This is a genomic window from Nocardioides sp. YIM 152588, from assembly GCF_040191335.1.
Lineage (GTDB): Bacteria > Actinomycetota > Actinomycetes > Propionibacteriales > Nocardioidaceae > Nocardioides.
On the sequence record NZ_JBEGDJ010000040.1, the window covers coordinates 1 to 24,394 of the forward strand.

23 protein-coding genes and 1 riboswitch are annotated in these 24,394 nt (G+C 74.3%); of the genes, 20 read left to right on the plus strand and 3 right to left on the minus strand.

Features of this window, described 5'->3' with window-relative positions; translation table 11 throughout:
• The 11 genes from ABLM29_RS16570 to ABLM29_RS16620 all read left to right on the plus strand — a co-directional run.
• A partial coding sequence (locus tag ABLM29_RS16570) for an RsmB/NOP family class I SAM-dependent RNA methyltransferase (RefSeq protein WP_349715360.1) occupies positions 1 to 1,431 on the plus strand: 1,431 nt, incomplete at its 5' end.
• Between the two features lie 220 nt (positions 1,432 to 1,651).
• A complete protein-coding gene (locus tag ABLM29_RS16575; protein ID WP_349715361.1) occupies positions 1,652 to 2,671 on the plus strand; it encodes an LLM class flavin-dependent oxidoreductase in 1,020 nt (339 codons plus the stop codon).
• Between the two features lie 65 nt (positions 2,672 to 2,736).
• Positions 2,737 to 3,717, plus strand: a complete 981-nt coding sequence (ligD, locus tag ABLM29_RS16580; protein WP_349715363.1) for a non-homologous end-joining DNA ligase — start codon at positions 2,737 to 2,739, stop codon at positions 3,715 to 3,717.
• A 137-nt stretch (positions 3,718 to 3,854) separates the two neighbouring features.
• Positions 3,855 to 4,523 (plus strand): ribulose-phosphate 3-epimerase, encoded by a 669-nt coding sequence (rpe, locus tag ABLM29_RS16585; protein ID WP_349715364.1) that lies wholly within the window; start codon positions 3,855 to 3,857, stop codon positions 4,521 to 4,523.
• 353 nt (positions 4,524 to 4,876) lie between these two features.
• Positions 4,877 to 5,033, plus strand: a riboswitch (FMN riboswitch).
• Between the two features lie 129 nt (positions 5,034 to 5,162).
• Complete coding sequence (ribD, locus tag ABLM29_RS16590; RefSeq protein WP_502889259.1) at positions 5,163 to 6,197, plus strand: bifunctional diaminohydroxyphosphoribosylaminopyrimidine deaminase/5-amino-6-(5-phosphoribosylamino)uracil reductase RibD; 1,035 nt, start codon at positions 5,163 to 5,165, stop codon at positions 6,195 to 6,197.
• On the plus strand, positions 6,197 to 6,823 hold the full coding sequence (locus ABLM29_RS16595) for a riboflavin synthase (RefSeq protein WP_349715367.1): 627 nt from the start codon (positions 6,197 to 6,199) through the stop codon (positions 6,821 to 6,823). The genes ribD and ABLM29_RS16595 overlap by 1 nt, the downstream gene beginning before the upstream one ends.
• 3 nt (positions 6,824 to 6,826) lie before the next feature.
• Positions 6,827 to 8,110, plus strand: a complete 1,284-nt coding sequence (locus ABLM29_RS16600) for a bifunctional 3,4-dihydroxy-2-butanone-4-phosphate synthase/GTP cyclohydrolase II (protein WP_349715369.1) — start codon at positions 6,827 to 6,829, stop codon at positions 8,108 to 8,110.
• Position 8,111: 1 nt separating this feature from the next.
• Positions 8,112 to 8,591, plus strand: a complete 480-nt coding sequence (ribH, locus tag ABLM29_RS16605) for a 6,7-dimethyl-8-ribityllumazine synthase (protein WP_349715370.1) — start codon at positions 8,112 to 8,114, stop codon at positions 8,589 to 8,591.
• Between the two features lie 84 nt (positions 8,592 to 8,675).
• On the plus strand, positions 8,676 to 8,939 hold the full coding sequence (locus tag ABLM29_RS16610; RefSeq protein ID WP_349715372.1) for a phosphoribosyl-ATP diphosphatase: 264 nt from the start codon (positions 8,676 to 8,678) through the stop codon (positions 8,937 to 8,939).
• A gap of 10 nt (positions 8,940 to 8,949) precedes the next feature.
• Positions 8,950 to 9,792, plus strand: a complete 843-nt coding sequence (gene hisG / locus ABLM29_RS16615) for an ATP phosphoribosyltransferase (protein WP_349715373.1) — start codon at positions 8,950 to 8,952, stop codon at positions 9,790 to 9,792.
• Positions 9,793 to 9,808: 16 nt separating this feature from the next.
• A complete protein-coding gene (locus tag ABLM29_RS16620; protein WP_349715375.1) occupies positions 9,809 to 10,234 on the plus strand; it encodes a PH domain-containing protein in 426 nt (141 codons plus the stop codon).
• Positions 10,235 to 10,385: 151 nt separating this feature from the next.
• Here ABLM29_RS16620 and ABLM29_RS16625 read toward each other — a convergent pair whose 3' ends face one another.
• The 3 genes from ABLM29_RS16625 to ABLM29_RS16635 are packed head-to-tail and all read right to left on the minus strand — an operon-like array spanning position 10,386 to position 13,174.
• Positions 10,386 to 11,291: an aldose 1-epimerase family protein gene (locus ABLM29_RS16625; protein WP_349715377.1), complete on the minus strand. Its 906-nt coding sequence runs from the start codon at positions 11,289 to 11,291 to the stop codon at positions 10,386 to 10,388.
• A gap of 25 nt (positions 11,292 to 11,316) precedes the next feature.
• Positions 11,317 to 11,913 carry a uridine kinase family protein gene (locus ABLM29_RS16630; protein WP_349715378.1) on the minus strand — a complete coding sequence of 199 codons (597 nt, stop codon included), beginning with the start codon at positions 11,911 to 11,913 and terminating at the stop codon, positions 11,317 to 11,319.
• The gene (locus ABLM29_RS16635; RefSeq protein ID WP_349715380.1) at positions 11,897 to 13,174 is read right to left on the minus strand and encodes an amino acid deaminase/aldolase; all 1,278 of its coding nucleotides are present in this window, start codon (positions 13,172 to 13,174) and stop codon (positions 11,897 to 11,899) included. The genes ABLM29_RS16630 and ABLM29_RS16635 overlap by 17 nt, the downstream gene beginning before the upstream one ends.
• Before the next feature lie 27 nt (positions 13,175 to 13,201).
• Here ABLM29_RS16635 and ABLM29_RS16640 point away from each other — a divergent pair, with 27 nt between their 5' ends.
• The 9 genes from ABLM29_RS16640 (at position 13,202) to ABLM29_RS16680 (ending at position 24,376) form a co-directional block, all read left to right on the plus strand.
• Positions 13,202 to 13,720: an SseB family protein gene (locus ABLM29_RS16640; protein WP_349715381.1), complete on the plus strand. Its 519-nt coding sequence runs from the start codon at positions 13,202 to 13,204 to the stop codon at positions 13,718 to 13,720.
• A gap of 270 nt (positions 13,721 to 13,990) precedes the next feature.
• Positions 13,991 to 14,701, plus strand: a complete 711-nt coding sequence (infC, locus tag ABLM29_RS16645) for a translation initiation factor IF-3 (RefSeq protein WP_349715383.1) — start codon at positions 13,991 to 13,993, stop codon at positions 14,699 to 14,701.
• 70 nt (positions 14,702 to 14,771) lie between these two features.
• Complete coding sequence (gene rpmI, locus ABLM29_RS16650; RefSeq protein ID WP_136434233.1) at positions 14,772 to 14,966, plus strand: 50S ribosomal protein L35; 195 nt, start codon at positions 14,772 to 14,774, stop codon at positions 14,964 to 14,966.
• Positions 14,967 to 15,011: 45 nt separating this feature from the next.
• Positions 15,012 to 15,398, plus strand: coding sequence for a 50S ribosomal protein L20 (gene rplT, locus ABLM29_RS16655; protein ID WP_136595770.1), 387 nt, complete (start codon positions 15,012 to 15,014; stop codon positions 15,396 to 15,398).
• Positions 15,399 to 15,421: 23 nt separating this feature from the next.
• Positions 15,422 to 16,240, plus strand: a complete 819-nt coding sequence (locus ABLM29_RS16660; protein ID WP_502889260.1) for a TrmH family RNA methyltransferase — start codon at positions 15,422 to 15,424, stop codon at positions 16,238 to 16,240.
• Positions 16,241 to 16,299: 59 nt separating this feature from the next.
• Positions 16,300 to 17,334, plus strand: a complete 1,035-nt coding sequence (locus ABLM29_RS16665) for a sensor histidine kinase (RefSeq protein WP_349715388.1) — start codon at positions 16,300 to 16,302, stop codon at positions 17,332 to 17,334.
• Positions 17,335 to 17,564: 230 nt separating this feature from the next.
• The gene (pheS, locus tag ABLM29_RS16670; protein WP_349715389.1) at positions 17,565 to 18,662 is read left to right on the plus strand and encodes a phenylalanine--tRNA ligase subunit alpha; all 1,098 of its coding nucleotides are present in this window, start codon (positions 17,565 to 17,567) and stop codon (positions 18,660 to 18,662) included.
• A gap of 9 nt (positions 18,663 to 18,671) precedes the next feature.
• The gene (gene pheT / locus ABLM29_RS16675; protein ID WP_349715391.1) at positions 18,672 to 21,155 is read left to right on the plus strand and encodes a phenylalanine--tRNA ligase subunit beta; all 2,484 of its coding nucleotides are present in this window, start codon (positions 18,672 to 18,674) and stop codon (positions 21,153 to 21,155) included.
• A gap of 104 nt (positions 21,156 to 21,259) precedes the next feature.
• Positions 21,260 to 24,376: an ATP-binding protein gene (locus ABLM29_RS16680; RefSeq protein ID WP_349715392.1), complete on the plus strand. Its 3,117-nt coding sequence runs from the start codon at positions 21,260 to 21,262 to the stop codon at positions 24,374 to 24,376.
• The last annotated feature ends 18 nt before the right edge of the window (positions 24,377 to 24,394 follow it).

The following is a 24,394-nucleotide window of genomic DNA, read 5'->3' on the forward strand; positions in this document are numbered from 1 at the left end:
ACCGGGGCGGACTCGAGCACCGCCGCCCCCGCCCACCCGCACCGCCGCACCAAGGGCGGCGGTGCCGCCGGCAAGGCGCGCCCGGTGGACGCGCCGCGGGCCGCTGCGCTGAGCGTGCTGCGGGCCGTGCGGGCCGAGGGCGCCTACGCCAACCTGGTGCTGCCGCCGGCGCTCCGCGAGCACGGCCTCCAGGGCCGCGACGCGGCCTTCGCCACGGAGCTCGCCTCGGGCACGATCCGCCGACAGGGCACCTACGACGCCGTCCTCGCCGCCTGCATCGACCGCGGCCTGCGCAAGGTCGACCCGGCGGTGCTCGACGTCCTGCGCCTGGGCACCCACCAGCTGCTGGCGATGCGCGTGCCGGCCCATGCCGCGATCAGCACCAGCGTCGACCTGGCGCACAACGCCGGCGGGCCCGGCGCCGCGGGGTTCGCCAACGCGGTGCTGCGCAAGGTCGCGGGCCAGGACCTGGACGCGTGGCTGGAGCAGGTCGCGCCGCCCACGATGCCGCGCAAGGAACGCGCCGCCATCGTGCACAGCCACCCGCGCTGGGTGGTCGACCAGCTGGAGCTGGCCGCCCCCGACGACGACCTCGACGAGCTGCTGGCGGCCGACAACGTCCCGCCGCGGGTCACCCTGGTGGCGCGCCCGGGGCTGGCCACCCGCGACGAGCTGCCCGGGACGCCGACCCCGTACTCGCCGTACGGCGTGGTGCTGGAGGGCGGCGGCGACCCGTCGTCGATCCCGGCCGTCGCCGAGCACCGCGCGGGCGTTCAGGACGAGGGCTCCCAGCTGATCGCGCACGCGCTGGCGGAGGCGCCGATCGAGGGCCGCGACGAGGTCTGGCTGGACCTGTGCGCGGGACCCGGCGGCAAGGCCGCGCTGCTGGCCGCGCTCGCCGCCCAGCGCGGTGCCCGGCTGGTGGCGACCGAGCCGCACCTGCACCGCGCCCGCCTGGTACGACGCGCGCTCGGCGCCCCGGGCCTGGCCGGGAAGGCCGACGTGGTGAACGCCGACGGCACCGCCGCGCCGCTGCGCCCGGGGTCGGTGGACCGGATCCTGGTCGACGCCCCGTGCTCGGGGCTGGGCGCGCTGCGCCGCCGCCCCGAGGCGCGCTGGCGCCGCTCGGCGGACGACCTGATCGAGCTGGTGATGCTGCAGCGCAAGCTGCTCACCTCCGCGCTCGACCTGGTGCGCCCCGGCGGCGTGGTGCTCTACTCGACGTGCTCGCCGGTGCGCAACGAGACCGGCGACGTGGTCACCTCGGTGATGCGCGGCCGTCCGGCGGCCGCACTGGAGGACGTGCGCCCGCTGCTGCCGGGCGTCGAGGACGCCGACGGTCCGCTCGACTGCACCGCCCAGCTGTGGCCGCACCGGCACGGCACCGACGCGATGTTCCTGGCGCTGCTGCGGCGTACCGATCCGGCCTGAGCCTGGATCCACCGATTCTCGGCTACTACGCGGCCCCATGCGGGCGCGCTGGCTTCGTTGCCGACGCTCAACGGTGCAACCAGACCGCACTCGCGCCGGCGCCTTGCCATCACACCCGCCTGGTGCCGCTCGCTACGCCGACAATCGGTGGATCCAGGCTGAGCCCGACCGTCCCCGGGGCGCCGGGAATGCCAGCGGCCTGTTGAAAGTTGGACCACTCGTGAAGAAGATCGGCTTCCTCTCGTTCGGCCACTGGTCCGCGGGCGCCGGGTCGCGCGCCCGCACCGCGGCCGACGTGCTGCACCAGTCCATCGACCTCGCCGTCGCCGCCGAGGAGCTCGGCGCCGACGGTGCCTACTTCCGGGTCCACCACTTCGCCCAGCAGCTGGGCAGCCCGTTCCCGCTGCTGGCCGCGGCGGGCGCCCGGACCAGCCGGATCGAGCTCGGCACCGGCGTCATCGACATGCGCTACGAGAACCCGCTGATGATGGCGGAGAACGCCGGCGCGGCCGACCTGATCGCCACCGGCCGGCTCCAGCTCGGCATCTCCCGCGGCTCCCCGGAGCAGGTGGTCGACGGCTGGCGCTACTTCGGCTACCGGCCCGCCGACGGCGAGACCGAGGCCGACATGGCCCGCCGGCACACCGAGGTGCTGCTGGAGGTGCTCAAGGGCGACGGGTTCGCCCAGCCCAACCCGCGGCCGATGTTCGCCAACCCGCCCGGGCTGCTGCGGCTGGAGCCGCACTCCGAGGGGCTGCGGGACCGGATCTGGTGGGGTGCCGCCTCCGACGCCACGGCCCGGTGGGCCGCGGGGCTCGGGATGAACCTGATGAGCTCCACGCTCAAGGAGGACGAGACCGGGGAGCCGTTCCACGTCCAGCAGGCGAAGCAGATCGCGGCCTTCCGGGAGGCGTGGGCCGAGGCCGGCTGGGAGCGCGAGCCGCGGGTCTCGGTCAGCCGCTCGATCTTCCCGATCGTCAGCGACGAGGACGACATGTACTTCGGCGACGGCGGCGGGGAGAGCGACCAGGTCGGCGTGATCGACAACATGCGGGCGGTCTTCGGCCGCTCGTACGCCGCCGAGCCCGACGTCCTCGTCAAGCAGCTCGCCGAGGACGAGGCGATCGCCGCGGCCGACACGCTGCTGCTCACGGTGCCCAACCAGCTCGGCGTCGCCTACAACGCCCACGTCCTGGAGTCGCTCCTGACGCACGTCGCCCCGGCGCTCGGCTGGCGGTGACCGTCGCGCCGGCCCGCCCGGGGAATCCTTCGGGGTGGGTCGGCGCCAGGCCCTAGGCTCGGCCCATGCCGAGCCCCGCGATCGAGATCGAGGTGCCCGCGCTCGACGGGCAGGGCGAGGACCGCACGATCCGGGTCTCCAACCCGGACCGGGTCTACTTCCCGGAGATCGGGGCGACCAAGCTCGACCTGGTCCACTACTACCTCGCCGTCGGCCCCGGCATCGTCAACGCGCTGCGGGAGCGGCCGTGCATGCTGCACCGGTTCCCCAAGGGGCTGGCGGGGGAGAAGGTGCACCAGAAGCGGCTGCCCGGCGGCGCGCCGCCGTGGGTGGAGACCGTCCGGCTCTTCTTCCCGCGCTGGTCGCGCACCGCCGACGAGCTGTGCGTGACCGAGCTGGGGTCGGTGATCTGGGCGGTGCAGATGTCCACCGTCGAGTTCCACCCGTGGAACAGCCGCCGCGGCCACGTCGAGCAGCCGGACGAGTGGCGGATCGACCTCGACCCGGGTCCGCTGTCGGGCTACGACGCGGTACGGCGCACCGCCCACGTCGCGCACGAGGTGCTCGACGAGCTCGGGGCCGTCGGCTACCCGAAGACCAGCGGCTCCAAGGGCCTGCACGTCTACGTCCGGATCGCGCCGGAGCACGACCACAAGGCGGTGCGCCGGGCGGCCTGGGCGTTCGCCCGCGAGGTCGAGCGGCGCGCCCCCGACGACGTGACCACGACGTGGTGGAAGAAGAACCGCGACCCGCACCACGTCTTCGTCGACTACAACCAGAACGCCCGCGACCACACCATCGCGGCGGCGTACTCGGTGCGCGGCCTGCCCGACGCGCGGGTCTCCACGCCGATCCGCTGGGACGAGGTCGACGACGCCGACCCGCGCGACTTCACGATCCGCACGGTGCCGAGGCGCTACGGCGCGCTGGGCGACCTGCACGCCGACATCGACGACCACGTCTTCGACATCGCGCCGCTGCTGGAGTGGGCCGACCGTGACGAGCGGGACGAGCATGCGACGCCGGCCGAGGAGGAGCCCACCTGAGATCCGCGGCATCGCGATGGCGGGGGTCGCGGTGGTCGCCTGGGGTGTGGTGCTCGGGATGAGCGTGCACCGGCGCCTGGACGACTGAGGCCCGAGGCGCCGTCGGGGTCGGACCGCGGGCTCCTAGACTCCTGGGCGTGGGAGACATCCAGATCACGCCGTCCATCCTCAACGCGGACTTCGCCCGCCTCGGCGACGAGGTCGCCCGCATCCCCAGCGCCGACTGGATCCACGTCGACGTCATGGACAACCACTTCGTGCCGAACCTGACGTTCGGCCCGACCATGGTCGAGGCGCTGGCCCGCTCCACCGAGACGCCGCTGGACGCCCACCTGATGATCGCGGACGTCGACCGGCACGCGGTGACGTACGCCGAGGCCGGCTGCGCCTCTGTCACCTTCCACGTCGAGGCCGCTCAGGCCCCGGTGCGGCTGGCCCGGGAGATCCGCGCCGCGGGCGCTCGTGCGTCGATGGCGCTCAGGCCCGCCACTCCGGTTGAGCCGTACGAGGACATGCTCGGCGAGCTCGACATGCTGCTGCTGATGACGGTGGAGCCGGGCTTCGGTGGCCAGAAGTTCCTCGACCTCGTGCTGCCCAAGATCCGCCGGGCCCGCGCCCTGATGGAGAAGCACGGCGTCGAGACCTGGCTGCAGGTCGACGGCGGCGTCTCCCTGGAGACCATCGAGCGGTGCGCCGAGGCCGGCGCCGACGTCTTCGTCGCCGGTTCGGCCGTCTACTCCGCCGAGGACCCGGACGCGATGGTCACCGCGCTGCGCGAGCGCGCGGCGGTGGCCGTCGACGGCTGAGTCGGGCGTCCCGGCCCGGCCCGTTCGGACCCGTGGCTGGGCGGGGTCGTGTGCCCGACGCATCGTCAGGGCGGGGTCTGGGGTACACGACCCGTGGCTGGGTGGGGTCGTGTGCCCGACGCATCGCCATGCAGGGTTCTCAGGCACACGACCCAGCACCGGCGCCCGCCGCCCACACCACCGGCGCCCGCCGCCCACACCACCGGCGCCCGCCGCCGACACCACGGCGCCCGCCGCCCACACCACGGCGCCCGCCCCACCACCGGCGCCCGCCGCTCGTCCACCCCGACCGTCCGCTCACCGACACCGATGCGCTCCGGTCGGGAGGCCTGTGTCACCATGGAGTCAAGAGCTTGCGTGCTCTGGGGTCGGTGAAACTCCGAGCCGGCGGTGACCGCGCCGAAGCACCCGCTTCGGTCGGAAGCCCGCGACCCGTCCACAGCCAGTGGACGGTTGACCAGGTGAGATTCCTGGGCCGACGGTCAAAGTCCGGATGGGAAGTGCACGCACACGCGTCGAGCGTCGGGCCCAGCCTGCCGCCCGTACGTCCCCTCGCCCCGGAGTCGTGAGCACACCGACGGACCGGAAGGACACGAGGTGGGGCAGCAGGGTCACGCCAGCGCCGCCGAGCGCGCCGCGATGCGTCGCGCCCTCGTGCTCGCCGCGACCCCGGGTGTGCCGATGGTCGCCGACACCCGCCGCGTCGGCTGCGTGCTGCTGGCCGACGACGGCAGCACCGTCGCCGAGGGCTACCACCGCGGACCCGGCACCGCCCACGCCGAGGCCGACGCGCTGGCGCGGGCCGGCGACCGGGCGCGGGGGACGACCGCCGTCGTCACGCTGGAGCCCTGCAACCACACCGGCCGCACCGGTCCGTGCACGGAGGCGCTGGTCGCCGCCGGTGTACGCCGGGTGGTCTACGCCGAGGGCGACGCCAACGCCGTCGCGAGCGGCGGCGCGGCCACCCTCCGGGACGCCGGGATCGAGGTGGTGGCCGGCGTCCTCGCCGACGAGGCCGCCGCCCTCGCCGCGGTCTACGACGTCGCGCGCCGCGAGCAGCGGCCGTTCGTCACCTGGAAGTTCGCCGCGACGCTGGACGGCCGCAGCGCCGCCGCCGACGGCACCAGTCGCTGGATCTCCGGCGCGGCCTCCCGGCGCGACACGCACCGGCTCCGCGGGCTGTGCGACACGATGCTGGTCGGCACCGGCACGGTGCTCGAGGACGACCCGCTGCTCACCGTGCGGGACGCCGACGACCACCCGCTGCCGACGCAGCCGCTGCGCGCGGTCATGGGGGAGCGCGACCTGCCCGACGAGGCCAGGGTGCTCAACGGCGACGCCCAGACCGTGCACCTGCGCACCCGGGACCCGGAGAAGGCGCTGGCCGAGCTCTGGGCACTCGGCCGCCAGCACGTGTTCCTGGAGGGCGGCCCGACCCTCGCGGCCGCCTTCCTCGCCGACGGCCTGGTCGACGAGGTGGTCGCCTACGTCGCGCCCACGCTCCTCGGGGCGGGACGCAGCGCCGTCGCCGACCTCGGCATCACCACCATCGACGACGCGCTCCGCCTGGAGATCGTCGACGCCGCGCTCGTCGGGGAGGGCCCGGACGCCGACGTCCGGATCATCGCCCGCCCGCGCGACCGGCAGCACAGCCAGAACGGGAAGGACAGCTGATGTTCACCGGAATCGTCGAGGAGCTCGGCACCGTGCGGTCCGTGGAGGACCAGGGCGACGCGGTCCGCGTCACGATCGCCGCCGACCTCACCCTGAGCGACGCCGGCCTCGGCGACTCGATCGCGGTCAACGGCGTCTGCCTGACCGTGGCCGAGCGCACCGAGGAGACCTGGACCGCCGACGTGATGGCCGAGACGCTGGCCAAGACCAGCACCGGCACCCTCGCGCCCGGCGACCGGGTCAACCTGGAGCGCGCCGTCACCGCGGAGAAGCGGCTGGGCGGCCACGTCGTCCAGGGCCACGTCGACGGCGTCGGCCGGATCCGGTCCCGCCGGCCCAGCGAGCACTGGGACGTCGTGGAGATCGAGATGCCCGGCGACCTCGCCCGCTACCTGGTCGACAAGGGCTCGATCACCGTCGACGGCACCTCGCTGACCGTCGTCCAGGCCGGTGACGACGCGTTCACCGTCAGCCTGATCCCCGAGACCCTCGCCCGCACCACCCTCGGGTTCCGCCAGCCCGGCGACCCGGTCAACCTCGAGGTCGACGTGCTCGCCAAGCACGTCGAGAAGCTGGTCCGCGCCTACGTCGACGCGGACCGCAGCCTGCAGCAGAAGGAGAGCTGAACCATGGCCGTGCGCCTGGACCCCGTCGAGCGTGCCGTCGCCGACATCGCCGCCGGCAAGCCGGTCATCGTCGTCGACGACGAGGACCGCGAGAACGAGGGCGACATCATCTTCGCCGCCTCCAAGGCGACGCCGGAGCTGATGGCCTTCACGATCCGCCACTCCAGCGGGGTGATCTGCGTGCCGATGCCCGGCGACATGCTGGACCGGCTCGAGATCCCGCTGATGACGCCGCACAACAAGGACGCCTACCGGACGGCGTACACGATCTCGGTGGACGCCCGCGACGGCGTCAGCACGGGCATCTCGGCCGCCGACCGCGCGCACACCGCGCGGGTGCTGGCCGACTCCGCCACCGAGCCGTGGGAGATCACCCGCCCGGGTCACGTCTTCCCGCTGCGCTACCGCGAGGGTGGCGTCCTGGTCCGGCGCGGCCACACCGAGGCGGCGGTCGACCTGGCCCGCCTCGCCGGCCTGACCCCGGCCGGCGTGCTGGTCGAGGTGGTCAACGAGGACGGCACCATGAAGCGCGCGCCCGAGCTGCGCGCCTTCGCCGACGAGCACGACCTCGCGATGATCTCCATCGAGGACCTGGTCCGCTTCCGCCGCCGCACCGAGGTGCACGTGGTGCGCGAGGCCGAGACCCGGCTGCCCACCCGGCACGGCGACTTCACCGCCTTCGGCTACCGGATCACCGTGGACGGCAGCGAGCACGTCGCGCTGGTCTACGGCGACCCGGCCGAGCTCACCGACGGCACGCCGGTCCTGACCCGGGTGCACTCGGAGTGCCTGACCGGCGACGTCTTCGGCTCCAGCCGCTGCGACTGCGGTCCGCAGCTGGACGAGGCGATGGACCGGATCGTCCGGGAGGGCCGCGGCGTCGTGGTCTACCTGCGCGGCCACGAGGGCCGGGGGATCGGCCTGGTCGCCAAGCTGCAGGCCTACCAGCTCCAGGACGGCGGCCGGGACACCGTCGACGCCAACCTCGACCTCGGCCTGCCCGCCGACGCCCGCCACTACGGCGCCGCCACCCAAGTGCTGCGCGACCTCGGCATCGGCGAGGTCCGGCTGCTGACCAACAACCCCGACAAGGTCGCCGACCTCGAGGACTACGGGATCAAGGTCTCCGAGCGGATCCCGCTGACGCCGCACCCGAACGGCCACAACCTGACCTACCTGCTCACCAAGCGGGACCGGATGGGTCACGACCTGCCCCACCTGACCGACGCCGGCATCGGGTCCAGCACGGACTCCAGCGCCGACACCCAGACCACAGGAGCGAACTGACATGGCCGGACACGGCGCCCCCGACGTCGAGCCCGTCGACTGCCACGACCTGCGGGTCGTGGTGATCGCAGCCAGCTGGCACACCGAGGTGATGGACGGCCTGCTCGCCGGCGCGCAGCGCGCGTTCGACGACCACAAGGTCGAGGCCCCGGTCGTGGTCCGGGTCCCGGGCACGTTCGAGCTCCCGGTCGCGGCGGCGACGCTCGCGCCGTCGTACGACGTCATCGTCGCGCTCGGCGTGGTGATCCGCGGCGGCACGCCGCACTTCGAGTACGTCTGCAACGCCGCCACCGACGGCCTCACCCGGGTCTCGATCGACGCGCACGTGCCGGTCGGCTTCGGCGTGCTGACCTGCGACACCGAGCAGCAGGCCCTCGACCGGGCCGGCCTGGACGGCTCGTCGGAGGACAAGGGCTACGAGGCCGCGGCGGCCGCGCTGCAGACCGCGCAGCTGCTGCGCCGGCACCGCCGCCACGTCTGAGGAGACCCGCCGGATGCGGCGCCGGGCGTCCACCGACGACCTCCGGTGCCCCGGACGGCCCCGGCTCTGGCTACGCTTGCTCCCGTGAAGACGTTCGACGAACTGTTCGGCGAGCTCGTGATGGTGTCGCGGGAGCGACCCGAGGGCTCGAGCACCGTGCGCGCGCTCGACGCGGGGGTCCATGCGATCGGCAAGAAGCTGGTCGAGGAGGCCGCCGAGTCCTGGATGGCGGCCGAGCACGAGGGCCCCGAGCGGACGGCCGAGGAGATCAGCCAGCTCCTGTACCACGCGCAGGTGCTCATGATCGCGAGCGGTCTCTCGCTCGAGGACGTCTACACCCACCTCTAGGAGAGGTCCCATGCTCAGAGTCGCGGTACCCAACAAGGGATCGCTGTCCGAGGCTGCGTCGACGATGCTGCGCGAGGCGGGCTACGCCCAGCGCACCGACAGCAAGCAGCTCACCAAGTACGACCCCGAGAACGAGGTCGAGTTCTTCTACCTGCGCCCGCGCGACATCGCGGTGTACGTCGGCGAGGGCACGCTCGACGTCGGCATCACCGGGCGCGACCTGCTCGTCGACTCCGGCGCCAAGGCCGAGGAGGCGCTGCAGCTGGGCTTCGGCACCTCGGCGTTCCGCTTCGCGGCCATGCCGGGCACCGCGGCCAGCGAGGCGGACCTGGTCGGCAAGCGGATCGCGACGTCGTACGACGGGATGCTGAAGGCCTACCTGACCCGGCGCGGCATCGACGCGACCGTCGTCAAGCTCGACGGCGCGGTGGAGATCAGCATCCAGCTGGGCGTCGCGGACGCGATCGCGGACGTCGTGGAGACCGGCAGCACGCTGCGCGCGGCCGGCCTGGAGGTCTTCGGCGAGGTGATCGCCGAGTCCGAGGGCGTGATGATCACCCGGCCCGGCGAGGAGCCGGCCGGCTTCGACGTCTTCGCGCGGCGCCTCAAGGGCGTCATGGTCGCCCGCACCTACGTGATGATGGACTACGACATCCGCGCCGAGCGGGTGGAGGAGGCCGTCGGGCTGACGCCGGGGATCGAGAGCCCCACGGTGTCGCCGTTGCATCGGGAGGGCTGGGTCGCGGTCCGGTCCATGGTCCCGCGCAAGCGCGCCCAGAAGGTGATGGACGAGCTGTTCGAGCTCGGCGCCCGCGGCATCATCACCACCGACCTCCATGCCTCCCGCATCTGAGAACGAGGGAATCGAGTTGCCCAAGACGTGGCGCCCGTTCGGGCCGCGCATCGCTGCTGTCGTGTTCGGGACGGTGCTCGTGGGCGCCTTCGCCTGGCTCTGGTTGAGCTTCGACCAGCAGACCAAGGACACCGTCGGCATCCTCCAGAAGCTGACCGTCTTCGCGATCGTCGGCACCGGCGTGGCGCTGCTGTACGCGATGGCGCGCTCTAGGGTGACCGCCGACGACGAGGGCCTGACCCTGGTCAACGGCTACCGCCGGCGCCGCTACGAGTGGGCCGAGGTCGTGCTGGTCCGGATGCCCCTGGGCGCTCCGTGGCCGACCCTCGACCTGGCCGACGGCACCTCCGTCTCGGTGCTGGGCATCCACGGCTCCGACGGCGCCCGGGCGCGGACCTCGGTCCGCGAGCTCAAGGCCGTCCTGGCGGCCCACTCCGGCTGACCCGGCGCCTCAGCCTGCGGCCGGGCGAGCGAGCGCAGCGAGCAAGACCGGGTAGCCGAGTCGGCAGAAACTGACCGGAGGAGCGCAGCGGGGGAGGTCAGCTTCTGCCGACTCGGCGGGCGCTGCTCGTCAGTTTGTGCCGACTCGCGCCTCAGAGGGCGCGGATGCCCCAGGCGGCGGTGAACGTCTCGCCCGGGCCGACCCGGACCAGGTCGTCGCCGGAGTTGAACGCGTCCGGGGGAGAGGTCATCGGCTCGACGGCCACGGCCGCGCGCTCGCGGGACGTGCCCTCGGCGGTGAAGACCTGCAGCCACCGGTGGTGGCCGTCGACCCACAGCGCGACGCCGTCGCCGCCGGGCCCGACCAGCGAGGTGGTGGCCACGCCGGTCTCGTCGCGGTCGAGGTCGGTGAACGCGTGGTCCAGGCGGGTGGCGCCGATCGGGCGCGGCTCGCGGAAGTCCGCGTCGGTCTCCGACACCGGGCGCCGCCCCGTCGGCAGCAGCCGCTCGGGGTCGCGCTCCAGCCGGGTGGCCGCGGGCAGCCGGAGGGTCCACCCGTCGCACCCGGTGTCGTTGACGCGTAGGTACGGGTGGTGGCCGGCGGCGTAGGGCGCGGTGCGGTCGCCGCGGTTGGTCACGCTCTGGGTGACGGCCAGGCCGCCGCGCGCCAGCGCGTAGGTGATCGACAGGTCCAGCAGCCAGGGGTACCCGCTCTGGGCCGGCAGACGGTAGGCGAGGGTGACGGCGTCGGCGGTGTGCGCGACGACCGTCCACGAGACCCAGCGCACCAGCCCGTGCGAGGCGTTGGCGCGGCCGACCTCGCTCAACGGCAGCTGGTGGGTCGCCCCGTCGAAGGCGTAGCGACCGTCGCGGATCCGGTTGGGCCACGGGACCAGCACCTGCCCCGCGCCGCCGCTCGGCATGGCGTCCTCGGCGAACCCCGCGATCAGCGCGCGGCCGTCGTGCTCCAGGCTGCGGAGCGCCGCGCCGGCCTCGGTGACCACCGCGCGGTAGCCCGCGGCGGCGATCGGGTACTGGGTCCCGGTGGGTGCTGTCACGCCACGCAACCCTAGGGCTCCCGCACTACGGCGTTGTGAACCGGTCCGGACCACTGGTGTCGTGGTGGACGTCGGCGCGCTCGCGGGTCCGGTGGTCCCGGTGGTGCTCGGCCTCGTCCTCCATCCAGGTCAGCCAGTGCTCGCGCATGGCGGCGCCGTCGCGGGCCAGGCCGCGGGCCAGCCGCTCGTCGCGATCGGCCTCCAGCCAGACCCCCAGCGTGATCAGGTCGTCGATCTCCGCGGAGGCCGAGCCGACGCCCTCCAGGACGAGGAGCGGGACGGGGCCCTGGCGGTGCTCCTCGGCCCAGCAGCCGGCCACCCAGTCCCAGCGCCGCCAGCGGCCGGCGCGCCCCGTGGCGAGCGGCCGCAGCAGGGCGTCGAGGGTCTCGCCGAGCACCGGGAGGCCCCGCCACCCGTGCAGCATCTCGTCGGTGCCCAGCACGGGCGTCTCGGGCCGCGCCGCTGCGATCGCCCGCGCCAGGGTCGACTTCCCGGCGCCGGCCAGCCCGTCGATGCACAGCAGCCGGCCGCGGCCGAGCGTCGGCGGCGCGGAGTCGACGCGGGCGAGCACGCGGGCGGCCAGCGCCTCGGGATGGCCGCCGCCGTCAGAAGGCGAGTCCATGGCCCCGGTAGGTCGGCGCCTCCTCGACGAAGGCGTCGCCGTCGAGCAGGTGCGCGGTCAGTCCGTGCTCGAACGGCTCCCCGGACTTGGCGTGCCGGAACCAGACGAGGTCGCCGATCCGCAGCCGGGCGGTGCCGTTGCCGGTCAGCGGTGTCTGCACCTCGCCGGCCCCCTCCAGGGACGTGAGCTTCAGCCCGGCCGGTGCCCACGGGGTCGGCGCGCGGTCGGCGCCGGTCGGCCCCGAGGCGATCAGCCCGCCGCCGTGCACGGTGACCACGCCGGGACCGGGGATCCGGGTCACCGGGAGGCCGAAGAACGCCGCCGGGCGGGGAGCGAAGGACCGGTAGTGGTCGAAGAGCCGCGGGACCAGCAGCCCCGAGCCGGCCGTGACCTCGGTGACGACCGGGTCCGCGGCGGAGGTCTCCAGGCTGCCGGAGCCGCCGGCGTTGAAGAACTCCAGCCGGCTCGCGAACGGCGCCAGCGCCTCGGCGAGGGCGGCCCGCCGGGTCTCGAGCTGGGCGACGGAGAGGTCCTTGATCCGGCGCACCACCGCCGACCTCGCCCGCTGCGCCGGCACCGCGTCCGGTACGCCGGCGACCTGGCCCTCGTAGGTCATCAGCCCGACCAGGTGGAACCCCTTGCGCTCGGTGACGGTCCGGGCGAGCGCGACGACCGAGCCGACGTCGTACAGCGGGGAGCGGCGCGGGCCGACGCTCTGGCCGCCCCAGCGCAGGCCGGCGTCGACGTCGATCGCGACCCGCACGGGCACCGCGGTCGAGGCGCGGACCGAGCCGACGACGTCCAGGTGCGCCGGGTCGTCGATCATCAGCGTGATCCGGGAGGCCGCCCGGGGCGAGGCGACCAGGCGTGCGAGCGCGCCGCGGTCGACCGTCGGGTAGGCCACGACGAGGTCGTCGCTGATGCCGTGCTCCTCCAGCCACAGCGCCTCGGTGAGGGTGTAGCACAGGACGCCGGCGAACCCGGGACGGTCGAGCGCCCGGCTGATCAGCGCGGGCACCCGCAGCGACTTGGAGGCGACGCGGATCGGGGTGCCGCCGGCGCGCCGCACCAGGTCGTCGGCGTTGGCGTCGAACGCCTCGAGGTCGACCACGAAGACGGGCGTCGGCAGCGGCGTGTCGGCGCCGGCGACCGCGGCCGCGAGCCGGCTGGTCAGCCGGCTGCGGGCGACGAGGCCGGTCGGGGGCACGCCGGTGGGGGAGGCGGGGGACGAGTCGGGGCGGGCCTGGTGCACGAGCCTCATCGTTCCACGGATGGGATGATGGTCCGCGTGAACGAACCGCGGGCGGACGCACGCCGACTCCAGGGCTCGGCCTACGTGGACGACGACGGCTCGGCCGACGCCGGCCTGGCCCGGGCGCTGTCCGGCCTCGGCGCCGGCGAGGCGTCGTACCCCGACGTGCTGGCGGCGCTGGCGGGCGCGCGCCTGCTCGTGCCGGTCGTCGCGGTGCTCGGCGAGGTCGAGTACGACGAGAACGGGCTGGCCCGGGACAAGTCGAGCGACATGGCGGCGGTGCTGATGACCGGCGCCGACGGCCGGACCGCGCTGATGTCCTTCTCCAGCACCGACACCATGGTCGCCTGGGACCCCGAGGCGCGGCCGGTCCCCGTGGCCGCGGCGCTGGCCGCGGCGACCGCGGTCCAGGAGGGCGCGGCGGCCCTGGTGGTGGACCTGGCCGGGCCGGTGCCGTTCGTCCTGGAGGGCGACGACCTGACCCGGATCGCGGCCGGCTGGCGGCCCGTGCGGCTGGGCGACGGTGGCTGGGGCTGGCTGGGCGCCCAGGAGTAGCCTCGTGGATTCGCCGCCGCGGGAACAACTCCGGTAGCATCTGGTGTTGACCGATGAAGTGATCCACGTGAGTGGAGCACTCATCCACAAGCGGGGTCGTTGAGACATCGACTCCCACCCGCACCGACCGCAGCACCATCCAGGTCGTCGGGTCCGGTCCCTGGCACACAGGCGAGCGCGTTCCGCGCGCGACGACGTGTCCCGACTGGCCTCCGCTTGAGCAGCGGAGGCCTTCTCTGATTTTCCGCCGGCTCGGAGCCGGCGGAGGTGGTGCCCGGCCTCCGACCGATCGAGTTTGGAGGACACATCAGCACCGAGCTGCGCATCAACGAGCGGATCCGGGTTCCCGAGGTCCGGCTCGTGGGACCCAACGGCGAGACCGTCGGCATCGTCCCCACCGACCAGGCACTCAAGCTGGCCCAGGAGGCCGACCTGGACCTGGTCGAGGTCGCGCCGATGGCGCGTCCCCCCGTCTGCAAGCTCATGGACTACGGGAAGTTCAAGTACGAGAACGCCCAGAAGGCCCGTGAGGCGCGACGGAACCAGACCAACGTCATCATCAAGGAGATGAAGCTCCGGCCGAAGATCGACCAGCACGACTACGAGACCAAGAAGGGTCACGTCGTGCGGTTCCTCAAGGCCGGCGACAAGGTCAAGATCACGATCATGTTCCGCGGTCGCGAGCAGCACCGTCCCGAGCTCGGGTTCCGGCTGCTGCAGAAGCTCGCGGAGGACGTCGAGGAGCTCGGCTTCGTCGAGTCCAGCCCCAAGCAGGACGGTCGCAACATGATCATGGTCCTGGGGCCGCACAAGAAGAAGGCCGAGGCGAAGGCCGAGGTGAAGGCCGCCAAGCAGGAGGCCGCCGCCGAGCGGGCCGCCGAGCAGGCCGAGGAGCGCGCCGAGCGCACCACCACCGCCCAGCCGTCGAACAAGAAGGTCAAGCGGGCCAACGAGGCCCTCGACCCCGACATCGACCTGTAAGAGAAACCCCCCGCGTCTCCCACCGGGCGCAGCAGCGCCCGGTGGGCCGCGAGACGAGAGAGTTGTAGAGATGCCGAAGAACAAGACCCACTCCGGTGCCAGCAAGCGCTTCAAGGTCACCGGCAGCGGCAAGATCCTCCGGGAGAAGGCCGGCAAGCGCCACAACCTGGAGAAGAAGGCCTCCAAGGTGACCCGCCGCCTGTCCGGCACCACCGAGGTTGCGAAGAACGACGTCCCCCGCGCGAAGAAGCTGCTCGGTCGCTGACGCGTCCGCACCACTTTCGGCATCAGAGTTTTCAAGGAGTAAGAGATGGCACGCGTCAAGCGCGCAGTGAACGCTGCTAAGAAGCGTCGGACCACCCTCGAGCGGGCCAGCGGCTACCGCGGTCAGCGGTCGCGTCTGTACCGCAAGGCCAAGGAGCAGGTCACCCACTCGCTGGTCTACAGCTACAACGACCGCAAGAAGAACAAGGGCAACTTCCGCCGCCTGTGGATCCAGCGGATCAACGCGGCCGCCCGCGCCGAGGGCATGACCTACAACCGGTTCATCCAGGGCCTGAACCTGGCCGGTGTCGAGGTCGACCGCAAGATCCTCGCGGACCTCGCCGTCAACGAGCCGGCCGCGTTCTCCGCGCTGGTCGCCCAGGCGAAGGCCGCCCTGCCCGAGGACGTCAACGCGCCCAAGGTCTCGGCCTGAACCCCACGCCTGACCGCCCCGTCCTGGCCCGCTCCAACGCGCGGGTCAAGGACGCGGTGAAGCTGCACCGCCGCTCGGCTCGCGCCGAGCGGCGGTGTTTCGTTGCCGACGGCCCCAAGGCCGTCGAGTCCGCGCTGTCCGTCGAGGGCTGCGTGGTCGAGGTGTTCGCCACGGCGGACGCCTCCCGGCAGTACGCCGACCTGCTCGGCGGCGTGGGTGCCGAGATCCCGGTGACGCTGGTCGAGGACAGGGCCATGGACGCCCTCTCCGACAGCGTCAGCCCCGCCGGCGTGGTCGCGGTCTGCCGCTTCCTGGACCGGCCGCTGCCGGTCGCGCTCGGCGCCGGAGCCGACGCCGTCGCGGCGGGCGCCGGGCGCCTCGTCGCGATCTGCGCCGACGTGCGCGACCCGGGCAACGCCGGCACCGTGATCCGGTGCGCCGACGCGGCCGGCGCCGACGGCGTCGTACTGGCCGGTGACTCGGTCGACGCCTACAACCCCAAGACCGTGCGGGCCAGCGTCGGCAGCCTCTTCCACCTGCCGGTCGCCATCGAGCGCGACGCCGCCGCGGCGGTCGCCGCGGCCCGCGAGGCCGGACTCGTCGTGCTGGCCGCCGACGGCACCGGCGAGGTCGACCTCTTCGAGGCCGACGACCTGCTGCGCCGCCCCACCGCCTGGCTCTTCGGCAACGAGGCCTGGGGCCTGCCGCCCGAGCTGGCCGAGCTGGCCGACCACCGCGTCCGGATCCCGATCCACGGCGGCGCCGAGAGCCTCAACCTGGCCACGGCCGCCGCGGTCTGCCTGTACGCCAGCGCGCGGGTCCAGCGCGGTTCCGGTGGTTGAGGTGCGAGCGAAGCGAGCCTCGAAACCCCGGCATCGGCGTCGCGACTAGCATCCACGCCATGGACGTCGCCGCGCTCGACCTGCTCCCCGACGGCGTGGTGATCGCCGACCGCGCGGGTGTCCGCTCGGTCAACGCGGCCGCCGCCGCGATGCTGGGGCATCCGGCCGACGCCCTGGTCGGCCGCCCGCTGCACGAGGTGCTCGCCCTGAGCGACCACGACGGGCGCGGCTGGACCGAGGCGTGCGAGCCGTTCGGCGGCATCTCGATCCGGACCGCGATCCCCGAGCAGCGCTGGCTGCTGGCCGACGGCACGGAGGTGCTGGTCAACGCCCGGCTGCACCGCGAGCACCGGGGCGCGCCGGTCGACTCGGTGGCCGTCGGGCTGCGCTCGGCCCGCGGGCGCGAGCGGCTGGACCGGGAGCGGTCCGACCTGGTCGCGACGGTCGCCCACGAGCTCCGCTCGCCGCTGACCGGCGTCAAGGGCTTCGTGCACGCCCTGCTGAACCGCTGGGACAAGCTCAACGACGACCAGAAGCGGCTCATGCTCACCACCGCCAGCGTCGACGCGGACCGGCTGAGCCGGTTGATCGCCGAGCTCCTCGACGTGGCCAGGCTCGACACCGGCCGCCTCCGCCTGCACCGGCGGGCGACCGACCTGGCCCGGAAGGCCGAGCTGGTCGTCACCTCGATCGGTGTCGCCACCTCGCGGCCCATCGAGCTCGAGGTCGCGGACCGGCCGCAGGTCGACGCCGACCCGGACAAGGTGATGCAGGTGATCACCAACGTCGTCGAGAACGCCGTGCACCACGGCGAGGGCACCGTGCGGGTGCTGGTGCGGACCTCCGCCCGCGCGGGCGCGGCCGAGGTCGTGGTCACCGACGAGGGGGAGGGGATCGCTCCCGGGCTGCGCGCCCGGGCGTTCACCAAGTTCTGGACGTCCGGGGTCGGCGGTGGCTCGGGGCTCGGGCTCTACATCGTCAACGGGCTGGTCCGCGCGCACGGCGGCGAGGTGCTCATCGGCGACGCGCCGGGTGGCGGCGCCGAGGTCCGGCTGGTCCTGCCGCTGGCCGACGCACCTGTGCCGGGGACCTGAGCCGCTTCGCGGTAGCATCGGCTCCGTGGAACCCCAGCAGCAGCGATTTCTTCGCCCCGGGCCGGTCGGCGGTCCGGGGGTTCGCGGCGCGGCCTGAGCCGGGCTGAGCGGGCTCGTCCCGCCCGGCCCGCCGCGCGCGGCTCCTGGCACGTCACCGGGTCCGGGGAGAGCCGCCCCAGCACCCACTTCTAGAATCTGCGGCGTCCGAACCTGCCGCTGGAAAGGCCACCATGTCCGGCCCCAACACCGACTACGACCCGGTCGAGGTGACCCCGCTCAAGGCCGAGGAGGTCGAGCGGATGCGTGACGAGGCGCTCGCCGCGATCGCCGCCGCCGCCGACCTCGACGAGCTGAAGCAGGCCCGCCTGGACCACGCGGGCGACCGCTCCGGCCTGGCGCTGGCCAACCGCGAGATCGGCGCCCTCCCGCCGCAGGCGCGCAAGGAGGCCGGTCAGCGCGTCGGCCAGGCGCGCGGCGCGGTCAACAAGGCGCTCGCCGCCCGGCAGGCCGTGCTCGAGGTCGAGCACGAGGAGCGGATGCTCGTCACCGAGACCGTCGACGTCACGCTGCCCACCGACCGCGTGCGCGGCGGCAGCCGGCACCCGATCACGCTGCAGTCCGAGCTGATCGCCGACATCTTCGTCGCGATGGGCTGGGAGATCGCCGAGGGGCCGGTCGTGGAGGCCGAGTGGCTCAACTTCGACGCCCTCAACCTCGGCCCGGACCACCCGGCCCGCACCATGCAGGACACGTTCTGGGCCGAGCCGGCCGAGAACCACGTCGTGCTGCGCACCCAGACGTCACCGGTGCAGGCGCGGACCATGCTGACCCGCACGCCCCCGATCTACGTCGCCTGCCCCGGTCGCGTCTTCCGCACCGATGAGTACGACGCCACCCACAGCCCGATGTTCCACCAGGTCGAGGGCCTGGTCGTCGACGAGGGCATCACGATGGCGCACCTCAAGGGCTCGCTGGACCACCTGGCCGCGCAGCTGTTCGGTGCGGGCATCGACACCCGGTTCCGGCCGTCGTACTTCCCCTTCACCGAGCCGTCGGCCGAGGTCGACGTGCGCTGCTTCGTCTGCCGCGGCGTGGACAGCGACTCCTGCCGCACCTGCAAGGGCGAGGGCTGGATCGAGTGGGGCGGCTGCGGCGTGGTCAACCCGCGCGTCCTGATCGCCTGCGGCGTCGACCCCGAGGTCTACTCCGGCTTCGCGTTCGGGATGGGCATCGACCGCAGCTTCATGTTCCGGCACAACCTGGGCGACCTGCGGCCGCTGTTCGAGGGCGACGCCCGCTTCTCGTCCGCGTTCGGCACCGAGATCTGAGGGATTGAGATGAAGACCCCCCTGTCCTGGATCAAGGAGTACGTCGACGTCCCCGCCGAGGTGACCACCGACGAGCTCACGCACCGGCTGACCCTGACCGGGCTCAAGCTGGAGGGCATCGAGAGCCCCGGCGCGCAGATCACCGGCCCGCTGGTGATCGGCCGCGTGCTGACCAAGGAGCCCGAGCCGCAGAAGAACGGCAAGACCATCAACTGGTGCACCGTCGACGTCGGTGACGCCAACGGCACCGGCGAGCCGCAGGGCATCGTCTGCGGCGCGCACAACTTCGAGCCGGGCGACCTGGTCGTCACGGTGCTGCCCGGTGGCGTGCTGCCGGGCGGCTTCGCGATCTCCGCGCGCAAGACCTACGGCCACGTCTCGGCCGGCATGATCTGCTCCTCGCGGGAGCTCGGCCTCGGCGAGGACCACGACGGCATCATCGTGCTGCCCGCCGACGCCGGCGAGCCGGGCGAGGACGTGCGCGCCGTGCTCGGGCTCGACGAGGAGATCATCGAGTTCGAGATCAACCCCGACCGCGCCTACGCGCTCTCGCTGCGCGGCGTCGCCCGCGAGGTCGCGGTCTCCGTCGACGGCGCGACCGGCTTCCGTGACCCCGCGCTGCGCGACACCCCGGCCGCCAACGACGAGGGCCACCCCGTCGTCGTCGAGGACGCCGAGGGCTGCCCGGTCTTCGTCGCGCGCGTCGTCTCCGGCTTCGACCCGGCCGCTCCGACCCCGGACCACATCGTGCAGCGGCTCACCGCCGCCGGCATGCGCTCGGTGTCGCTGGCCGTCGACATCACCAACTACGTGATGCTCGAGACCGGCCGCCCCATCCACGGGTACGACGCCGACAAGGTGCAGGGCGCGCTGGTCGTCCGCCGGGCCCGCGAGGGCGAGCGGCTGACCACGCTGGACGGCACCGACCGGGCGCTGTCGACCGAGGACCTCGTCATCGCCGACGACTCGGGCCTGATCGGCCTCGGCGGCGTGATGGGTGGCGAGACCACCGAGATGTCGGAGTCCACCACCCGGATCCTCGTCGAGTCGGCGCACTGGGACGCGGTCTCGATGTTCCGGACCGGCAAGCGCCACAAGATCTCCTCCGAGGCGGGCAAGCGCAACGAGCGCGGCGTCGACCCGACGATCTGCGCGGCCGCGGCCGACCGGGTCGTGGAGCTGCTGGTCGAGCTCGGCGGCGGCGTCGCCGAGCCCGGTGTCACCGAGGTCGGCACCGCGCCGGCGCAGCCGGTGATCCGGGTCGCCGGCGACAAGGCGGCGAAGGTCTCCGGTCTGGAGATCAGCGAGGAGCGCGCCGTCGAGGCGCTGCGCTCCGTCGGCTGCACGGTCACCGGCACGGGCACCCTCGAGGTCGTGCCGCCGCCGTGGCGGCCCGACCTGACCGACCCGCAGGACACCACCGAGGAGGTGATCCGGCTCGTCGGCTACGACACCATCCCGTCGGTGCTGCCCAAGGCACCGGGCGGGCGCGGCCTGACCCGCGCCCAGCAGCTGCGCCGCCGGATCGGCCGCACGGTGGCCGGCGAGGGCTACGTGGAGGTGATCTGCTTCCCGTTCGTCGGCGAGGCCGACCTCGACGCGCTCGGCCTGCCGGCCGACGACCGGCGCCGCCGGCTGCTCGGCCTCTCCAACCCGCTCAGCGCGGAGGCACCGTCGATGACCACGACGCTGCTGCCCGGCCTGCTCAAGGCCGCGGCCCGCAACGTCGGCCACGGCACCACCTCCGTGGCGCTCTTCGAGGCCGCCACCGTGACGCAGCCCCACGACGGCGGCCCGGCGCCGATCCTGCCGGTCGACCGGCGGCCCACCGCCGAGGAGATGGCGGCGCTCGACGCGGCCCTCCCTGCGCAGCCGCTGCACCTCGGACTGGTCGCCACCGGCGACGCCGAGGCGGCGGGCTGGTGGGGTGCCGGGCGCCCCGTCGCCTGGTCCGACGCCGTCCACGCCGCGCAGACGGTGGCCGACGCGCTCGGCCTGACGCTGACGGTGCAGGCCGCCGACGTCGCCCCGTGGCACCCGGGCCGGTGCGCCGCGCTGCTGCTCGACGGCGAGGTCGTCGGCCACGCCGGCGAGCTGCACCCGCGGGTCTGCACGGCCTACGGCCTGCCCGCCCGCTCCGTCGCCGCGGAGCTCGACCTCGACGCGCTGATCGCCGCGGCGGTCCACCTGCGCCCGGCGCCGGCGTTCTCGTCGTACCCGCTGGCGAAGGAGGACGTGGCGCTGGTGGTCGACGCCGGGGTCGCCGCGGCCGACGTCGAGGCCGCGCTGCGCGACGGCGCCGGCGACCTCCTGGAGTCGATCCGGCTGTTCGACGTCTACACCGGCGACCAGGTCGAGGCCGGGCACAAGTCGCTCGCCTACGCGCTGCGGTTCCGGGCGCCGGACCGCACGCTGAGCGAGGGTGAGGCCTCGGCCGCCCGCGACGCCGCCGTGGCGCGCGCGGCGGAGCTGACCGGAGCCGTGCAGCGCTGAGCGGTGGGTCCGAGCTGAGCAGGCTGCGACTGCTCGACGAGGTCACCTGGGACGGCCGGGCCGTCCCAGGTGACCGCACGGCCGCGCTGCTGGCCGCCCTGGCGTTGCACCCCGCGGCCGGGGGCCTGAGCGCGGACGCCCTCGCCGACCTGGTGTGGGGCGCCGACGAGCGGCCCGAGCACCCGACCAAGGCCGTGCAGGTCGTGGTCTCCCGGGTGCGCGCCGCCACCGACCCCGCGGTCGTGGAGCGCCTCGCCTCGGGGTACCGGCTGGGGATCCCCGCCGAGCAGGTCGACGCGCTCGCGCTGGCCGCCGGCCTCGACCGCGCGGCCCGGCTCGAGCGCGACGGAGACCTCGCCGGCGCCGAGGCGGCGCTCGCCGCCTGCGTCGAGCAGTCCGTCTCCGACGCGGGCTCCGGCCCGGTCGCCGACCTGCGCCGGCGGGCCCGCGCCTCGCGCGCGACGGCGGTACGCCAGCGGGCCGTCCTGCTCTCCGCGCTCGGCCGGCACGCCGAGGCGCTGGGCCCGCTGCAGGCGCTGATGGCCGAGGGTGCCGCGACGGAGCGCGACGAGGACCTGGCCCTCGCGCTGATGCGGAGCCTGGCGGCGGTGCGCGGGGTGCCGGCGGCGCTGGCCGCCTACGAGGAGTACCGGACCCGGCTCGCGGACGACCTCGGCGTCGACCCCTCGCCGCGGCTGCGCGCGGTCCACGCCGAGCTGCTGGCCCGCGACCGCCCGGTGCGGACCGGGGTGCGCCACTACGCCTCCAGCCTGGTCGGGCGCGAGGACGACCTGCTCGCCCTGCGGGGGCTGCTGCGACGCCACCGCGTGGTCTCGATCCTCGGCGCGGGCGGCCTCGGCAAGACGCGGCTGGCCCAGCTGCTCGCGGAGGGCGCCGAGCAGCCGGTGGTGCACGTGATCGAGCTGGTCGGCGTCGTCGACCCCGGCGACCTGGTCGGCGAGGTCGGCTCCGCCCTCGGCGTACGCGACTCGGTGGCGGGCCGCCGGGTGCTGACGCCCGAGCAGCAGCGCGACGTGCGGACGCGCATCGCGCAGCAGCTCGCGGGGGCGCCGACGCTGCTGGTGCTCGACAACTGCGAGCACCTGATCGGGGCGGTCGCCGACCTGGTCGGGTTCCTGGTGGCCACCGCCCCCGAGCTGTGGGTGCTCACGACCACCCGGGCGCCGCTGGCGATCGCCGCGGAGCACGTCTACCCGCTGGCCCAGCTCGGGCACGACGAGGCCGCGCGCCTGTTCCGCGACCGCGCCCGGGCGACGCGCCCCGACGCGGTGCTGGCCGACCCGGCCGTCGACGACGTCGTGGCCCGGCTGGACGGGCTGCCCCTGGCGATCGAGCTGGCCGCGGTCAAGGTCCGTGCGATGACGGTGGAGGACATCGCCCAGCGGCTGGAGAACCGGTTTGCCCTGCTGCGCGGCGGCGACCGGAGCGCTCCGGACCGCCACCAGACGCTGATCGCGGTCATCGACTGGTCCTGGAACCTGCTCGCCGAGCCCGAGCGCCGGGCGCTGCGCAGGCTCGCGGTCTTCGCCGACGGCTTCACCCTCGACGCCGCCGAGGAGGTCGTCGGCGAGGACGCGCTGGCCGCGGTGCAGGAGCTGGTCGACCAGTCGCTGCTGACCGTCGTCGAGACCGGCGCCACCGGTGCGCCGGAGTCCGGCCCGGGCGGGCCGCTGCGCTACCGGATGCTGGAGACGGTCCGCGAGTTCGGTCGGATGCACCTGGTCGACGCCGGCGAGGACGCCGACGCCCGGCGGGCGCGCGCCCGCTGGGCGGTCCGCTTCGCCGACCTCCAGGCCGCGGCGCTGTTCACCCCCGACCAGGTGGCCGCGATCGACGCGCTCGCCCGGGAGGAGAACAACCTGGCGGACGTGCTGCGCCAGGCGTTGGCGGCGCCGGAGCCGGCCGACGCCGTGGCCGTCTTCGCCGCGCTGGGCTGCCTGTGGTCGATCCGCGGCGAGCACCCCCGGGTGATCGTGCTGAGCGACCCGCTGGCCGCGGCGCTGGCCGGCTTCGAGCCCGGGCCGGAGCGCGCCGACCAGGTCCGGATCAGCCTCTGCCTGGCGATCATGAACTCCTGGATCACCCGACCCGAGGGCACCGGCGGCCTGCGCACGCTGCTCGCCGAGGCCGGCCCCTCCGGGACGGGCGGCGTGCTGGACGCCCTGGTCACCGTGGTGCTCGCGATCGGTGGCGGTGGTCGCGCCGCCACCGGCACCGACGCGACCGACCGGCTCACCGAGCACGCCGACCCGGTCGTGCGCGCGCTGGCGCTGCAGTGGATCAGCCGGGTCCGGGAGAACGACGCCGACCTGCTCGGCGCGCTCGAGGCCGCCGAGTCGGCGCTCGGCTACATCGACGACCGGCACGGCCCGTGGAACGAGGCGCAGCTGCGCACCCAGCTGGCCGCGCTCTGCGCCCAGGTCGGCCGCACCGAGCAGGCGGCGGTGCACGCGGCCGCCGCCGTACCGGTGCTGATGCGGATCGGCGCGGTCGACGACGCCCTCCAGGTGCGGGCCGTGATGGCGATGGCGGCCCTGGCCGCGGGCGACCTGGACCGGGCCGACCGCGAGGTCGAGGCGCTCGGCGGGCTGCGCAGCCGCGGCGGCTTCGGCAGCGAGGCGCTGGTGCTGACCGGCCGGGCCGAGGTCGCCTTCGCCCGCGGTGAGGTCGACCGGGGCCGCGGGCTGATGCTGGAGGCGGCCGCCGCGCTGGCGGGGCTGACCTTCCCCGGGATGGACGACGCCGGGGAGCTCGCGCCGTGGACGATCTACGGGGAGTCGCTGGCCCTCGCGGCCCTGGCGCACCACCCGGGCTCGGACGCCGCGCGGGAGTCCGCCGACGAGCGCCGGCTGGCCGAGGCGCTGCGCGCCAAGGTGGTGCCGATCGTGGGCGGCGAGGGCGGCGGTCTGGTCGACCTGCCGGTGGTCGGCGTGGTGCTCTTCGCGCTCGGCAGCTGGGGGCTGCTCCGCGGCGGGCTGGCGGCCGAGGACGCCGTCCGGCTCCTGGTGCTGGGGGAGCGCTGCGGCTACCAGCGGTTCACCCCCACCCTCTCCTGGGAGCGGGCCGTCGCGGCCGCGGAGCGCCACGCCCCGGGCGCCCTGGAGCGGATCGGCGGGGAGTACGGCACCCGCCGCGGCCCCGCCGTGCTCGATGGCGCAGCGAGCGCGGTCGCGGGGATCCTGACGCCCGACGAGGGGTAGTCCCTGACGAAAAGCACC

Coding starts and splice junctions, on each gene's coding strand:
- pheT (WP_349715391.1), top strand. CDS start 18,672: ATGAAGACCCCCCTGTCCTGGATCAAGGAGTACGTCGACGTCCCCGCC.
- ABLM29_RS16635 (WP_349715380.1), bottom strand. CDS start 13,174: ATGAGGCTCGTGCACCAGGCCCGCCCCGACTCGTCCCCCGCCTCCCCC.
- pheS (WP_349715389.1), top strand. CDS start 17,565: ATGTCCGGCCCCAACACCGACTACGACCCGGTCGAGGTGACCCCGCTC.
- hisG (WP_349715373.1), top strand. CDS start 8,950: ATGCTCAGAGTCGCGGTACCCAACAAGGGATCGCTGTCCGAGGCTGCG.
- ribH (WP_349715370.1), top strand. CDS start 8,112: ATGGCCGGACACGGCGCCCCCGACGTCGAGCCCGTCGACTGCCACGAC.
- ABLM29_RS16665 (WP_349715388.1), top strand. CDS start 16,300: ATGGACGTCGCCGCGCTCGACCTGCTCCCCGACGGCGTGGTGATCGCC.
- rpmI (WP_136434233.1), top strand. CDS start 14,772: ATGCCGAAGAACAAGACCCACTCCGGTGCCAGCAAGCGCTTCAAGGTC.
- ABLM29_RS16595 (WP_349715367.1), top strand. CDS start 6,197: ATGTTCACCGGAATCGTCGAGGAGCTCGGCACCGTGCGGTCCGTGGAG.
- rplT (WP_136595770.1), top strand. CDS start 15,012: ATGGCACGCGTCAAGCGCGCAGTGAACGCTGCTAAGAAGCGTCGGACC.
- ligD (WP_349715363.1), top strand. CDS start 2,737: ATGCCGAGCCCCGCGATCGAGATCGAGGTGCCCGCGCTCGACGGGCAG.
- ABLM29_RS16630 (WP_349715378.1), bottom strand. CDS start 11,913: ATGGACTCGCCTTCTGACGGCGGCGGCCATCCCGAGGCGCTGGCCGCC.
- ABLM29_RS16600 (WP_349715369.1), top strand. CDS start 6,827: ATGGCCGTGCGCCTGGACCCCGTCGAGCGTGCCGTCGCCGACATCGCC.
- ribD (WP_502889259.1), top strand. CDS start 5,163: ATGCGTCGCGCCCTCGTGCTCGCCGCGACCCCGGGTGTGCCGATGGTC.